Genomic DNA, 13,856 nt, shown 5'->3' on the forward strand with positions numbered 1-13,856 from the left:
TGCAGCTCAGGCGTGAGCTTAGCTGGTGGCGCCCGAAACGATCTGGGTCCAGCCGTTGCGGTTCAGAGCCCAGGACTGGTCGTTCGAGCCGGCCGCGACCGGACGCTCTTTGCCGTAGGACACGGTGTCGACGCGCGAGGCGTTGACGCCGAGGCTGACGAGGTACTCTTTCACCGCATTCGCGCGACGCTCACCGAGGGCGAGGTTGTATTCGCGCGTGCCGCGCTCATCGGCGTTGCCGGCGACGAGGATGCGGACGTTCGGGTAAGAGGCGAGCCAGGCGGCCTGACGCTTCAGGATGTCCTGATCTTCGGTGTCGAGACGGTACTGGTCGAGGTCGAAATAGACGCGCTCGCCAACGTTGACGCGGAAATCTTCGAGCGAGCCCGGGGCGATCGAGGATTCGACGACCGGCGTCGTCTCGACGATTTTGACTTCTTCTTGGACCGGGGTGGCATTCTCGACCACCGGGGTGGTGTCTTCAACGGGCTTCGGTTGCGAGGCGCAGGCGCCCGTGGCCAGAAGTGCGGCGGCAGCAGTGACTTTCAGGAAGGTTTGCATGTTGTCGGGGCTCCTCAGGAATGGACGATGCAGTGGCTTGTTAGGAGAAAGAAATTTCCGACCCCTGAACAAGCAAGTAATAATTCCATAATCGGGCTGAATTGGGACAGCAAATACTTCCGAACCCAAATCCGGCCAAATCATGACTTCCGGGCCGGGTTAGCAGGCTGCGCACCGGCAGCCTGCTTAAATTGTGGTAATGTGCCGTCATTGCAGCAGGGGCGACCAGGCTGGGTCAGAGGCATCGGTCTGGGTGACCATTCTGCGCTCATTCCGGCCAGACAGGTCCACAGAGAAGAGCTGGGGGCTCGCGCCGGGACGGGCTTCGCGGAAATAGACGATCACCCGGCCGTTGGGCGACCAGTCCGGACCTTCGTCCAGATAGGCCTCGGTCAGCAGGCGTTCGCCTTTGCCGTCGGTGCCGATGACGCCGATGTAGAACTTGCCGCCCTCCTGCTTGGTGAAGGCGATCAGGTCGCCGCGCGGGGACCAGACGGGCGTGGAATAGCGGCCCTTGCCGAAGGTGATGCGGCAGGCGGTGTCGCTGCCGCCGCCCGGGCAGGTGCGCTTCGAGCGGTCGGTGTTCATGATGTAGAGCTGCGGCGTACCGCCCCGGTCGGAGTTGAACACGACCGACTTGCCGTCCGGCGACATCGACGGCGAGGTGTCGATCGACGGATGGTCGGTCAGGCGCTCGGACTCGCGGGTGCGCAGGTTCATCAGGTAGATGTCGGTATTGCCGCGCTGGGCCTGGCTGAGCAGGACCGACTGGCCGTCACGGGTAAAGCGCGGCGAGAAGGTCATGCCGGGGAAGTTGCCAAGCAGTTCCTGACGGCCGGTCTCGATATTGAAGAGATAGACGCGCGGCTTGCCGCCTTCATACGACATGTAGGTGATTTCCTGCGCCGAAGGGGAGAAGCGCGGGGTGAGCACCGTCGAGCGGCCGGAGGTGAGATACTGCTGATTGGCGCCGTCGGAATCCATGATGGCGAGGCGTTTCACGCGCTCGGTCTTGGGGCCGGTCTCGGCGATGTAGACGATCCGGGTGTCGAAGTACGGGTCTTCACCGGTGAGGCGGGTATAGATCGAGTCGGCGATCTTGTGCGCGATGCGGCGCCAGTTCTCCGGCGTGGTGGTGAGACGGCGGCCGGGCTCGCCGTTGATGCGCATCAACTCCCCGCCATAGATGTCCCAGAGACGGAAGGAGACGGCGACCTTGCCATCGGGGAGTTCCTCGAAGGTGCCGACGACGAGGCCTTCGGTGCGGATGATCTTCCAGTCGGCGAAGCGGGGCTCAGCGTTTATGCTGAGGTCGCGCTGGATGAAGGAGGCCGGGTTCTGCAGGTCGAACAGGCCGGTGGAGGCGAGGTCGGCGCGGACCACCTCGACGATCTGCTTGGCGAGGTCCGAGTTGGCGCCGGTGACCTGGAAGTCGGGGATGGCGATAGGCGTCGGCTGGAAGTTGCCCTCATCGACGCGCACGCGCAGCTGCGCAGAGGCGGGGGCGGTAAGGCCGAGCACCAACAGCGCAGCGACGAGGATATGCCTGATATAATGCGTCATTCCATCAAACTCCTTGATAGTCTTTAGAGCTCTGTTCTCCGGCGGGCTGAACAGCGCGAACGTATTTCTAGAAAGCTACTTCAGCTGCCTCTCATATCAGCGCCGAAGACGACATCAATTTCCTGCCACTGGCTGTAGTTTTCAGGCGGAAGCTCAAGCCGCCGCTCCGCAAAGAACTTGCGAGCCGCGCCCAGCGCCCGGTCTACAGCGACGCCCTTGCGTCCAACTGGCCGGCGCGAAGGATCCACCAGTTCCGGCGAACCTTCCAGCGTCCCATCTTGATTGAGTTTGAGTCGGACTGTCACTTCGATCTGGTCTTCCTTCGGGAGGTCCGTGACATCCGGCCAAAAACTGCGAAATTCCTTGCGGACATAGGCCTGCATGGAGGCGGTATTGGCAGATCGGTCACCGCTGCCAGTGCGGTCACGGTCGGCATTGCCGAGCGCAGGGCGGTCGTCCGCTTTCTGCGGTTCGGCGCGAGGGCGCTCTTGGCGCTTGTCCTTCAACACGGGATCGAGTGAATCCAGCAAGTCATCGAGCTCGTCCTTCTTCGGCTCTTTCTTCGGCGGCGCTTTCTTGATCAGCGGTTCGGGCTTCTTCGGCTCCGGCTTCTTCGGCTCGGGCTTTTTCGGCTCGGGTGTCTTCTCGCGCGGATCGGGCACGGCCTCTTCCGGCTCTGGCTCGGCGGCCTCGGGCTCGGGTTCCGGCGGGGGCGCTTCGACTTCGGGTTCGGCTTCGGGCGGCGGCGCATCTTGCTGAGGATCGGGCGCCTTGCGCAGGTCCGAAACGTTGGAGACGAGGCCGACATCCTCGAAGTCGATCGGCAGGTCGGCGGAAGTTGCGCACTCGGGCAGTTGCATCACGATCTCGATCGAACGGATGCCGGGATTCTCGCGGCGCAGGCGCTCGATGGCCTTGTCGCATTCGGAGTCCGGCGCCGGCCACGACATCATCGCCATGGCCAGCACACTGGCATGCACGAGGGTCGACAGGGCGAAGCCGCGGATCATCGGTGCGGAAGGCTCCTACTTCTTCTGCTCGGTGATAAAGGACATGCGCGTGTAACCGGCCCGGCGCACTTCGGCGGTGACTTCCATGACGCGGCCATAAGGCACATCCTGGTCGGCATAGAGGTAGACCTGCTTGTCATAGCCCTCGCCGACGATGGCGGTGAGCTGGGCGGCGAGGTCGTCGGTCTGGATTTCCGTCTGCTGGACGAGGACGGTGCCGTCAGCGCGCACCCAGAGGGTCAGAGGCGCGTCATTCGCCTCGGACTTCAGGGGCGCCGATGTCGTGCGCGGCAGGTTCACTTCCTCGCCGCGGATCAGCAGCGGGGCAGTGACCATGAAAACGATGAGCAGCACCAGCATCACGTCGACGAAGGGGGTGACGTTGATCTCTGCATTGAGGGCGCGCCGGCCGCGCCGCCCGCCATTACCGCCGGAACCGAGGTTAGCGCCCATGACGGCCCTAGTCCCGCGTCGCGTCGGAAGCCCGGCGCGACAGGCGCACGAGGACGTCCTGGGAGAAGCTGTCGAGCTGGTCAGCCAGCTTGGTCAGGTCGGCGGTGAACTTGTTGTAGAAGATGACGGCCGGGATGGCCGCGATCAGGCCGAGGCCGGTAGCGAAGAGGGCTTCGGCGATCGGGCCCGCGACGGTGCCGAGGCTGGTATCCTGCGCTTCGGCGATTTTCAGGAAGGCGTTCATGATGCCCCAGACGGTGCCGAACAAGCCGATGAAAGGCGAGGCTGAACCGATGGTGGCCAGGATCGAGAGGCCGCCGCTGGCGCGGCCGATCTCGCGGTCGATGGCCGCGCGCATGGAGCGCTCAGCGCGCATCACGATGGCCGAGGCCTCGGCGGGGGTCGCCAGCGCGCGGCCGGCATCCTGCCATTCGCGGGCGGCGGAGACGAAGACGCGGGAGGCGGGATCCTTGCCGCCCTGCCCCGGGCGCAGGTCAAACTCGCCGGCGCGGCCGTTCCAGAAGGCATCCTCGAAAGCGAGGGCCGATTTCTTGAGGCCGCCAAGCGAAAAGAGCTTCTCGCCGATCACGACCCACGACCAGACCGAGGCCAGCAAGAGGACGACCAGGACGATCTTCACGACAATGTCTGCTTCGCCCAGCAAGGCGATCAGCGAGAAGTCGCTGCTGCTGGCAACGTTGCCGATGGATTCGTTTTCCATGAACGAGGTGTCTCCCAAACTTCATCCGGGCGCGTCGCGCCCGCGTGTGCGGCGGTACAAGGATTCGGCCCGGAGCAATGCGCGGGGACCACAGGTCTTCCGCCCTTCTTTCCAGCCCGAATCCGGCAGAAACACGGCGCGGGCCGGGTTTTGCGCAGTCACATAAGGGTTATCGGCCAAGGGTTAAGGCTTCGTGGCAAATTGTTAACCAAGCAGCCGTCGAAACGGGCACCTGCCGGAGGTCTCAGGCCGTCCAGCGATACGCTTCGAGGTGCTCTGCGATTTCCTTGATCGGGCGGCGCAGGCGCCCGTCGGCATGGATCATCACCGCGGTGATCTCGGCTTCGGCGAGGAGCTCGCCTGCCCGGAGGCAGGCCTGGGAGAAGCGGATGCGGGGGCCATCCATGCCGAGATAGCGCGTGCGGATATGCAGGAGGTCATCGACCTTGGCAGGCCGGCGATAGGTGACGTTGACGTTGGTCAGCGTAAAGGCGGCGGGGTCGTCGCGGGCGAGCAGCGACTGGTGCGAGATACCGGCATCGCGCAGGTGGTCTGACCGGCCGCGCTCGAAGAAGCGCAGGTAATTGGCATGGTAGACCATGCCGGTGAAGTCGGTGTCTTCGTAGTAGACGCGCACGGCCAGCCAGTGCTGGCGGTCGGCGTCAAAATTGGCAGCGTCGAGGGGCGGCAGGCTCATGGGGCGGACGTATCAGACTTGCGCGCCAGCATGAAGGCATGGCCGAGCGTGTCGACGAGGGCGAGAGCCTCAGCGAGATCCGCATAGGTCTGGTGCAGGGTCTCTTCGTTCCAGGCGCCGGTAATCAGGTCGACGAGGTTGAAGCGGTTGGCTTCGCTGGCGAAATCGAAGACGAGATGGCCGGCGCGGGCGACGGCGCGGAACGGGCTGCCATGGGCGAGGGCGATGACGCGCTCGATGACGGCGGGGTTGAAGATGGCGCGGGCCTCGACCTGGTCGGAGGATCTGAGTTTGTAAAGTGAATCGAACGCCTTGGGTCCAAGGTCCACATCCTGCATGGGCGCACCATTCGGATCCTGAGGCCAGCTGGTCTTGCGGGCGCGCAGGTGGGTGACGCCGTGCAGTGGCATCGGGGCGGCCAGGACAATGATCAGATGGCGGATATCCGGGGCGTCGCTGACGGTTTCGACCCATTCAAACATTGCGAAATCGAGGCCTGCGCGGCGGCCTTCGAAGCCGTCCTCGATCTGTCGCATGCCCGAGGCCTGCGCGTGATACTTCGCCTTCTGCGCCGGGGTGCCGACGACATAGGTGTTGGCCTCCACCATCAGGCCGCTGCTGCGGACGATGGCGACAGCCTCGTCCATCCCGCCGGCGGCGTTGAGGCTTACGGTCGCCTCGCGCAATATCGCGGGCGCCCAGCTCTGCTGCGACAGCCATTCGAGGCCCTTCGGCGCGCCGCCCGGGGCGGGCACGTATTTGAGGCCGAGCGGCGCGGTGATGCGGTTCATCGCTTCGGCCTTGAGAGCGAGGCGGGCCTGCGCCTCGACAAATAGCTTTGCCAGCCGGCCGCGCATCAGGAAGAGGCCGGCGGCCATGTAGCCGATGAAGAGGACCGGAAAGAGCAGGAACTGGAGGAATTCCCAGAAGCCGGTATCCGGCAGGAAAAGGTCCAGCGTGAAGAAGGTGACGCCGAACAGCATGAAAGGCGCCATCATGAAGCGCCCGATGATCCGTTTCTGGCGATCTGGATTGATCGGGTCGCGGGAGATGCGCGCGAGCACGGGGCGGACCTCGCGGGCGGCGAATGCCTCGGCGCCGGCAAAGCCTTCCTGGCTTTCGATTCTGTCCCAGCCCTTGGTCATGAAGCCGCACTAGCAGAGCCAGCCCGGGTCGTCATCCTCATGGGGCCGCCCGCCTGCGGTCTCGGCCTGCGGTGATGGGCCGGATCGCGGATGGGCGGTGTCTGTGCGAGGGTTTGCGCATGCCGCTTTCCCCTGCTCTGATTGCAGTCGTGCGCGGCCTGCGGGGGCGATGCCCTCAGTGCGGGCGGGGCAAGCTGTTTGCGGGTTACCTGAAGCAGGCACCGGCGTGCAGCGCGTGCGGGGCTGCGACCGGGGAGATTGCAGCCGAGGACGGGCCGCCCTGGCTGACCGTGCTGATGCTCGGGCCGCTGCTGGCGGCGCTTACCTTCGTGTCGGCGCGCCAGGAGGCCTGGCCGCTCTGGATGCGGCTCGGCGGGCTGGGCACGTTTGCGACCCTCGCGGTACTGATGATGTTGCCGCGCGTGAAGGGCGGCCTGATCGGCGTGCTATGGGGGATGCGCCCGCCTGCCTAATGTGCCGCTGCGCGCTGCGGAATCAGCGAACGCTTCAGGATGGCGAGGGAATCGGCGAGCGGCCGGCGGTTCTCGACAAAATCGGCGCGCCAGGGGCGCCGGTAGGGACGGATGCCGTGGGCTGCGCGGATCTCATCCGGCGTCAGGTGCCAGAGCGCTTCCCATTCAATTGTGATGACCGGCGGCGTCTCGCGCCCATGAACCCAGGCGCTGGTCATCGTGTCCATGAGGATCGGATAGGCAAAGGCGGGCGCAAGGGCGCCCACCGCCGCCGAAACCGACAGGAACTGCGCCGAATAGGAATGTCCGAACTGCGCCATCTGGAAGGCCGAGATGGCCAGTTCGTGCAGCGAGGTCGTCTCGTAGCCGGCCGTGATGTGCCAGAGGTCATGCGCCTGCAGGATCCGGGTGTTGAGATAATCGAGCGGCTTGCTGAGGCGGGCCAGGCCGATCGACTCCCGGTCAAGAACTTCAAGATCGAACTTGTTGTCGACGATCAGATCATGAAAGGCGCGGCCAAGCGAGCCGGGCGGGCAGGCGGCGAGCTCCTCAAGGCGTACATGTTCCGGGAGCGGACGGTCTACGATCTCCGGGACGCCCGGCCAGAGATAGGACATGTCTGCGAGCCGGGCCTCGAACGCCGCAGGCATCATGCCGCCGAGGGCGGCTGTTCTCTGGGTGACGGCCAGCGCGTCCAGCTTGCCGGCCGCGAGGTCTTCGGCGACGGACCACCAGGCCTCGAACAGGTCCGGCGGGCTTTCACCCGGCGGGAGCGCAAGAGTGCCAAGGGGGGCAGCCTTGACCGGCCTCCCCCGCCAGCCGAGCGTGAGGGCGTCGTAGATCTTACCCGTCCGGTCGGGTTCGAGGAAGGCCGTTCGGGCGAGCAGGCCGGCCATCGCGGCGCGGGCGGCGGGATCGGATTTGCCTTTGGCTGCGGCCAACTCCGCCGCAAGGGTGCGGACGCTGCCGGCATCAAGCGGGCCGCCGAAATGGATCAGAGCGCGGTGCTTCAGGTCTGCAGGCGTCATACTGGTGTCTCCTGAGCCGAAACTAGACCAGCCACCGCCTGGATCAAGCCGGTTTCGGGATGCCTTCGGGCAGGCGCTCAGCCCTCGTCTCCGAACAGCGGCGCCTGCAATCCACCGGGCGCGGCAATGCCAAGGCGCTCGTAAGCCAGCGGCGCCGCGACACGGCCGCGCGGGGTGCGGGCGACGTAGCCTTTCTGCATCAGGTACGGCTCGATCACGTCTTCGACGGCGTCGCGCGCTTCGGAGAGGGCGGCGGCGAGCGTGTCGGCGCCGACCGGGCCGCCGGCATAGGTTTTCACGAGCGCGTGGAGGTAGCGCCGGTCGAGCGCATCGAGGCCGTCCGTGTCAATCTCGAGGCGTTTCAGGGCGCGGTCGGCGGCGGGCTTGTCGATGGGCTGGCCTTCAGCGTCGGCAAAATCGCGGACGCGGCGCAGGAGGCGCAGCGCGATGCGCGGCGTGCCGCGCGCGCGGGCAGCGATCTCGACGGCGCCTTCCTCCGTAATCGGAGCACCCAGTTTCCGGGCGGCGGCCATGACGATGCGGGCAAGCTCTTCCGGCTCGTAGAAATCGAGGCGGATCGGGATGCCGAACCGGTCGCGCAGGGGCGTGGCAAGGAGGCCTGCGCGGGTGGTGGCGCCGACAAGGGTGAAGGGTGAAAGATCAAGCCGCACGGAGCGGGCGGCGGGGCCCTCCCCGATCACGATGTCGAGTGCGTAATCCTCCATCGCGGGATAGAGGATTTCCTCGACGATGGCCGGCAGGCGGTGGATCTCGTCGATGAAAAGGACGTCGTTCGGTTCAAGGTTCGTCAGGATCGCGGCGAGGTCGCCGGGCTTGGCGATGACCGGGCCGGAGGTGGCACGGAAACCCACACCCATCTCTCGGGCGAGGATCTGCGCGAGGGTCGTCTTGCCGAGGCCGGGCGGGCCGAAGAGCAGCACATGGTCGAGCGCCTCGGCGCGGCCGCGGGCGGCGTCGACATAGACTTTCAGGTTCGACTTCGCCTTGCGCTGGCCGACATAGTCCTCGAACGTCTGGGGACGCAGCGCCCGGTCGAGCGCATCGGGCGCCTGGGCGTTGGCATCCGCGAGGGATTCCTTGCGGCTCACCGCGCCAGCTCCTTCAGAGCGCCCTTGACGAGGGCGCTGACATTATCGGCGGCGCCGTCCTTGGCGGCGGCCGCAACAGCCTTGGCGGCTTCGGACTGTGTGTAGCCAAGATTCGTCAGCGCGCTGATGGCTTCGGCACGCGGGCCGGTGGAGGCGGCGACCGGGGCGGAGGCGAGACCGGCGACGGCGGCGGTTTCAAACTTGCCGAACCGGCCCATCGGCGGCGCCTTGCCGGCGAGTTCGGTGACGATGCGCTCGCCGAGCTTCTTGCCGATGCCCTTGGCGCGCGTGAAGGCGCCGGAGTCGGCGAGCGCGATGGCGTCCATGATCTCGGACGGGGCGAGGCCGTCGAGAATGGCGAGGGCGGACTTGCCGGCAACGCCCGGCACATCCTGCAGCCGCACGAACCAGGCTCGCTCTTCGTCAGTGGCAAAGGCAAAGAGCGTGATCGAGCTTTCAGTGACGCGCGTTTCGACATGCACGGTGACGCGGTCGCCCGCGTGCAGGCGCGCGAGGAGGCGTGTGCCGGCGAGGGCGACATAGCCGACGCCGTTCACGTCGATCAGCACATGATCGAGCCCGAGGGCGGCGACCTCGCCGGTGAGGCGGCCGATGATCATGCCGCGCCTTTCTTCCGGAGAAGCATCGGCAGATGGTGCGCGGTACAGATGGCGCAGGCGAGCGCGTCGGCGGCGTCGAGTTTCATCTCCCCTGCTCTTGGAAGAAGCCGCTGGACCATGAACTTCACCTGGTCCTTGTCGGCGGTGCCGGTGCCGACGACGGAGAGCTTGATCTGGCGCGGGGCGAATTCGGAGACCGGCACACCGGCCATGGCGAGGGCAGCCATGGCGGCGCCGCGGGCCTGTCCGAGCTTCAGCGCGGCGCGGGGGTTGGCGTTGACGAGGGTTTCCTCGACACCTGCGGCATCCGGCGCGTGGTGGCGGGCGAGTTCGCCGACCGCTTCGAAGATGTGGGCGAGGCGTTCAGCCATCGAGATATCGACGGGCGCCTCGATGACGCCGTGACCGACATGGGTGAGCCGCATGCCGGTCTGCTCGATCAGGCCCCAGCCGGTGTGGCGCAGGCCGGGGTCAATGCCGAGGATGCGAATCGTAGCGCTCATGCGCGCTACCCTAGCAGCGCGAAGGGTTAAAGACAGCTTGAAGTTTCACTCTTTGTTCGCGGGCTCCACCGGCAGCATCACTTCGTAGCGGCGCAGGAAGAACGGCACGAAGGGCGCGTCATAGCCGGCCCATTCGGGCTCTCCGGTCACCGTATAGCCGCCCGCGTCCGCGAAGGCGCGCAGCGCCGCCTCGGCCTTTGCGCGCTTCTTTTCGGAATCGCTGCCAGTGTAGCGGTAAGCGGCAAGGGTGCGACCGGGCATCGGGACAAGGCGGATCTCCGGACTGGCGGGTGCGGGCAGGGTGTCCATCGTCCATTCGTCCGGCATGATGAAGCGGACAACATAGCTGCCGGCAGCGGCCGTTTCCGCCGCCGTGACCGGCGCGGTCATTGCGATCTTCTGCCCCTTCGGCGCGGCAGTGACCGGACTGGTCATGGCGATCTTCTGGCGGGGGGCGTTGCCGCCGAAGATGTAGTTGGCCAGCGGCCGGAAGCCGGCGCTGGCGGCTTCTGCAACAGACGGTGCTTCAACCGTCACTTCGGCGACGATCATGGGCGCATAGGCGCGGATTTCGGCGGCGCCGTCGCCGGCGATGACAGTGAAGGCGGGCATCGGCGCGGTCTCCTCGGCATGGGCGCAGGCTGCCAGCGTCAGGGCCAAGGCCGGCAGAACGAGACGTTTCAGGACGGTGGCGATCATGGGGAAACCTTCGACTCTGTTTGCAGAGGCTGCACTGATCTCGATCAGCACAGACAGAAAGGGCCGCGACCCTTTTGGAGGATCGCGGCCCCGGATTTCAGCCCGTGAGGCTTATTCCTTCGGCAGAAGAACCGTGTCGATGACGTGGATCACGCCGTTCGAGGCGGCAATGTCTGCGGCGGTGATTTTTGCGCCGTTGACGGTTGCGCCTTCAGGGGCCGCAATCACCGAGACGGTGGCGGTGTTGACGGTGGCAACGTCGGTTGCCGTCGCCGGCAGGTCAGCAGCCATCACCTGGCCGGGGACGACGTGGTAGGTGAGGATCGCGGCCAGTTTATCCTTGTTTTCAGGCAGGAGCAGCGAGTCGAGCGTGCCGGCCGGGAGCGCGGCAAAGGCTTCGTTGGTCGGCGCGAAGACCGTGAACGGGCCGGGGCCCGAGAGGGTTTCGGCCAGACCGGCGGCCTGGACGGCGGCGACGAGGGTCGAGAAGTCAGGGTTGGCGGCGGCGACGTCAACGATGGTTGACGGCAAAACGACCTCTTCTTCGATTACCGGCTCGGCGACGACTTCTTCGACAACCGCAGGCTCGGTCGTGACGGTTTCGGCGGGGGCACAGGCGGCAAGCGCGAAGGCGCTGACAGCCGCAACAGCGAACAGTTGGAACTTCATGGGGGGACGTCCTTTTGGTGACAGGCAGGTTTCTTATGGAGGGCGCGCTTTTCATCGCGCCCGCCAAGACTTGGAACGAATGCTCCACCCGGCCAGTGGTTCCAATGACATTTTTTAAAGGCATTTTTGGGGCAAGCTGATGCGCGTGTGCTGAACGGTCAGATCATCCACTTCAGCGTGCGGCGCTTTGGGCGTCAGCCGGCATCGGCATCGTGCTCGGCGGACGGCACATCGATCATTCCAGCGAAGCGGATCGATGCCAGCTGAGCGCGGGGCGCGCGGCGTCTTCGGGCTCCCCGTTCAGGCGGATCGTCAGATCGTCAGATCGACGGATGGCTCGGTCAGGCGCGGATTGGCGGCTGTCTTGAGTATCTGGAATGCACCGCGCGCCGCGGCCTGCAGCGCACAGGGGCCCGGGTCAGCGCCGCCGAAACCGAATCCGGCGAGGCTGGCGCGAAAGTCTGTGACCGGATAACCGGCGAGCAGGCCGCGTTCTGCACCGGCCGGCAAGACGGTGAGATCGGCTTTGCTGCGGAACGAGAGCATGCCGCCCGGAACTTCCGACAGCTTTTCGAGGCGCACACCCCTGCCCGCGATCAGTTCGCGGAGGCGCCGGAGCTGAACAATTCGACCGCCAGCTCGAACGGAAAGTAGTCAGCAGGCAGACCAGTGATCAGCGGCGCGCCTCAACTCATCCATCTCAGGAGGCGGGGCTGGATGGGGTTGGTGAACTCGCGGCCTTCGGTGCGGGCGCTGGTCCATTCGCGCTTGAGCTGCTGGTACCATTTGGCCTGCACGTCGATGTCATCGATCCAGAGCATTGCCTTCTGGTGCGCCATGCCCTGGTTTTGCAGGTCCACCATCTCGCCGTCCTGGGCAAGGAATTTCGCGCCCATGCGTCTGGCGACGGGCACCGCGAGGTGGAGCAGCGGGGCGCCGGTCCACCAGGTGAACTGGGTGATGCGGGTTTTCTTCGGCGCCTCGGGCGTCAGGCAGGTGAGCGTGAGGAGGCGCGCGGTGTCGTTGGAGATGATTTCCCAGCGGTAGCCCGGCAGCTGGAAGCAGATCTCGGTCTGCACATTGCCCCCGAACACCCAGCGGTAGAGTTTCGAGTTTGACGAAGGGGCGTGGCGGTCGATGGCCCAGCCGCGCTCGATGGGGCCAAAAGGCTTTTCCTTTAGCTTCAGGCCGGCAGAGGGCGGGCGCCACCACCACTGGTTATGCACGAAGGGCACGTGGGCAGGGTCCATCAGGCCGACGACGGCATCGTCCATGTGGGCATTGAAGATGTCTTCGATGACGAAGCCCGGTTTGTCCGGGAGCGGACCAAAGGACGGGGGCGGCACGGCAGGCGGCGCGAAGCTGCGCGGATCGTGCGCGACATAGAGATAGACGGCGCCGTTCGCCTCATGGACGGGAAAGCGGCGGACTTTGACCTTGGTCGGGTCGTAGGGGCTGTCCTGCGTCAGGCTCGGCATCAGTCGGCAGCCGCCATCCGTGCCGAACCGCCAGCCGTGATAGGGGCATTGCAGCGTCCATTCCCCTTTCGTCTCGATCTGCCGGCCGGCCGACAGCGGCACGAGACGGTGGGGGCAGATGTCGCGCAGGGCGAAGGCTTCGCCGGCGGGGGTGCGGCCGACGACGACGGGCTCGCCGAGGATCATCAACCGTTCCTGCGTGCCGGGCTTCAGACGGACTGACGGCGCGGCGAGATACCAGCTGTCCGTGAGGTAGCCCTCATCGGTGATGCCGGCTTTTGCAGGAACGGGCTGGGTATCAGGCAAGGCGGGACTTACTCCGTGACCGTGACAGTCAGCTCGAACGTGTCCATCGGCTCTTCGTCGGATTCCCAGGGGCGGCCCTCGGTCAGGGTGAACTTGCCGGTGCCGGGGGCGGTCGCGGTGAAATCGAAGGAGAGATAGTGGTTGCCGCCCGTGAAGCCGGGCAGGCTCTGGTGGGCCGGATCGGTGGCACGGCCACCTTCACCTGCCGGGGTCATGAAGGCGGGCGTTTCTCCCAGATTCCATACATAACCAGCCGTTGGGATCGATTCGAGTTCGATGCGGAGGATTTCGCCGACTTTCAGCGCGACTTCGCCGCCCTTCTTGTCATAACCGGCATAGACCACACCGGCTTCGGCGGCAGCCTGGGCTTCGGCGGCGGCCTTGGCCGCTTCCTCGGCGGTCGGCATGATCGGGGGTTGCCATTCGGTGGGCTCCACGGCGGTCTCCTCTGCTGCGGCGGGATCGGCGACGGGCGCGGGCGCGTCCGCAGCCGTCTTGGGGCTGTGGCAGCAGGCGCCGAGCGCCAGGGCGGCTATTGCGGTAAGCAAAAGTCTCATGGAAAGTCCTCCTCGATCCAACGCCCGCACCTTTACGCCGCGCCGCCCGGCGGCGCCAGTGGGCCCGCCCGCCGACAGCTACTTCCCGCGCCGCACCTACGCCGCTATATGCCGCCCATGACCCCACGCGACAAAATCCGCAATTTCTCGATCATTGCCCATATCGACCATGGCAAATCGACCCTCGCCGACCGGTGATCCAGGCCTGCGGCGGGCTTTCCGACCGTGAAATGAGCGAGCAGGTGCTCGATTCCATGGATATCG

At 65.8% G+C, this 13,856-nt stretch carries 17 protein-coding genes and 1 pseudogene; 2 read left to right on the top strand and 16 right to left on the bottom strand.

Annotation, left to right across the window (positions count from 1 at the left end; all coding sequences use genetic code 11):
• Positions 1–18: 18 nt before the first annotated feature.
• The 7 genes from pal to Q0C17_RS16870 form a co-directional block, all read right to left on the bottom strand.
• Complete coding sequence (gene pal, locus Q0C17_RS16840) at positions 19–561, bottom strand: peptidoglycan-associated lipoprotein Pal (RefSeq protein WP_291208860.1); 543 nt, start codon at positions 559–561, stop codon at positions 19–21.
• Positions 562–768: 207 nt separating this feature from the next.
• Positions 769–2,124 carry a Tol-Pal system beta propeller repeat protein TolB gene (gene tolB / locus Q0C17_RS16845; RefSeq protein WP_291208863.1) on the bottom strand — a complete coding sequence of 452 codons (1,356 nt, stop codon included), beginning with the start codon at positions 2,122–2,124 and terminating at the stop codon, positions 769–771.
• A gap of 80 nt (positions 2,125–2,204) precedes the next feature.
• Positions 2,205–3,134 (bottom strand): hypothetical protein, encoded by a 930-nt coding sequence (locus tag Q0C17_RS16850; RefSeq protein ID WP_291208866.1) that lies wholly within the window; start codon positions 3,132–3,134, stop codon positions 2,205–2,207.
• Positions 3,135–3,149: 15 nt separating this feature from the next.
• The gene (locus Q0C17_RS16855) at positions 3,150–3,587 is read right to left on the bottom strand and encodes a biopolymer transporter ExbD (protein ID WP_291208868.1); all 438 of its coding nucleotides are present in this window, start codon (positions 3,585–3,587) and stop codon (positions 3,150–3,152) included.
• A 7-nt stretch (positions 3,588–3,594) separates the two neighbouring features.
• Positions 3,595–4,308 carry a MotA/TolQ/ExbB proton channel family protein gene (locus tag Q0C17_RS16860; protein ID WP_291208870.1) on the bottom strand — a complete coding sequence of 238 codons (714 nt, stop codon included), beginning with the start codon at positions 4,306–4,308 and terminating at the stop codon, positions 3,595–3,597.
• A 244-nt stretch (positions 4,309–4,552) separates the two neighbouring features.
• Positions 4,553–5,005, bottom strand: a complete 453-nt coding sequence (locus tag Q0C17_RS16865; protein WP_291208873.1) for a YbgC/FadM family acyl-CoA thioesterase — start codon at positions 5,003–5,005, stop codon at positions 4,553–4,555.
• Entirely contained in the window at positions 5,002–6,150 is a 1,149-nt protein-coding gene (locus tag Q0C17_RS16870) for a DUF3137 domain-containing protein (RefSeq protein ID WP_291208875.1), read from the bottom strand. Before Q0C17_RS16870 ends, Q0C17_RS16865 begins: the two co-directional genes overlap by 4 nt.
• A gap of 119 nt (positions 6,151–6,269) precedes the next feature.
• Here Q0C17_RS16870 and Q0C17_RS16875 point away from each other — a divergent pair, with 119 nt between their 5' ends.
• Complete coding sequence (locus Q0C17_RS16875) at positions 6,270–6,623, top strand: DUF983 domain-containing protein (protein WP_291208878.1); 354 nt, start codon at positions 6,270–6,272, stop codon at positions 6,621–6,623.
• Here Q0C17_RS16875 and Q0C17_RS16880 read toward each other — a convergent pair.
• The 9 genes from Q0C17_RS16880 to Q0C17_RS16920 form a co-directional block, all read right to left on the bottom strand.
• On the bottom strand, positions 6,620–7,651 hold the full coding sequence (locus Q0C17_RS16880; protein ID WP_291208880.1) for a Coq4 family protein: 1,032 nt from the start codon (positions 7,649–7,651) through the stop codon (positions 6,620–6,622). The two genes, Q0C17_RS16875 and Q0C17_RS16880, sit on opposite strands and share 4 nt — an antisense overlap.
• A gap of 77 nt (positions 7,652–7,728) precedes the next feature.
• Positions 7,729–8,760 (bottom strand): Holliday junction branch migration DNA helicase RuvB, encoded by a 1,032-nt coding sequence (ruvB, locus tag Q0C17_RS16885; protein WP_291208882.1) that lies wholly within the window; start codon positions 8,758–8,760, stop codon positions 7,729–7,731.
• Entirely contained in the window at positions 8,757–9,380 is a 624-nt protein-coding gene (gene ruvA, locus Q0C17_RS16890) for a Holliday junction branch migration protein RuvA (protein ID WP_291208886.1), read from the bottom strand. Before ruvA ends, ruvB begins: the two co-directional genes overlap by 4 nt.
• Entirely contained in the window at positions 9,377–9,883 is a 507-nt protein-coding gene (gene ruvC / locus Q0C17_RS16895) for a crossover junction endodeoxyribonuclease RuvC (RefSeq protein WP_291208889.1), read from the bottom strand. Before ruvC ends, ruvA begins: the two co-directional genes overlap by 4 nt.
• A 45-nt stretch (positions 9,884–9,928) precedes the next feature.
• Complete coding sequence (locus Q0C17_RS16900; protein ID WP_291208891.1) at positions 9,929–10,582, bottom strand: heme-binding protein; 654 nt, start codon at positions 10,580–10,582, stop codon at positions 9,929–9,931.
• A 111-nt stretch (positions 10,583–10,693) separates the two neighbouring features.
• Positions 10,694–11,251 (bottom strand): fasciclin domain-containing protein, encoded by a 558-nt coding sequence (locus Q0C17_RS16905; protein WP_291208894.1) that lies wholly within the window; start codon positions 11,249–11,251, stop codon positions 10,694–10,696.
• Positions 11,252–11,563: 312 nt separating this feature from the next.
• Positions 11,564–11,833 carry a hypothetical protein gene (locus Q0C17_RS16910; protein ID WP_291208897.1) on the bottom strand — a complete coding sequence of 90 codons (270 nt, stop codon included), beginning with the start codon at positions 11,831–11,833 and terminating at the stop codon, positions 11,564–11,566.
• Positions 11,834–11,937: 104 nt separating this feature from the next.
• Positions 11,938–13,035, bottom strand: coding sequence for an aromatic ring-hydroxylating dioxygenase subunit alpha (locus Q0C17_RS16915; protein WP_291208900.1), 1,098 nt, complete (start codon positions 13,033–13,035; stop codon positions 11,938–11,940).
• Positions 13,036–13,043: 8 nt separating this feature from the next.
• Positions 13,044–13,592: a protease inhibitor I42 family protein gene (locus Q0C17_RS16920; RefSeq protein ID WP_291208902.1), complete on the bottom strand. Its 549-nt coding sequence runs from the start codon at positions 13,590–13,592 to the stop codon at positions 13,044–13,046.
• A 117-nt stretch (positions 13,593–13,709) separates the two neighbouring features.
• Here Q0C17_RS16920 and Q0C17_RS16925 point away from each other — a divergent pair.
• Positions 13,710–13,856, top strand: a pseudogene (locus Q0C17_RS16925) (GTP-binding protein); the annotation flags it as partial.

The organism is Hyphomonas sp., from assembly GCF_022844445.1.
In the GTDB taxonomy this organism is placed as follows: domain Bacteria; phylum Pseudomonadota; class Alphaproteobacteria; order Caulobacterales; family Hyphomonadaceae; genus Hyphomonas.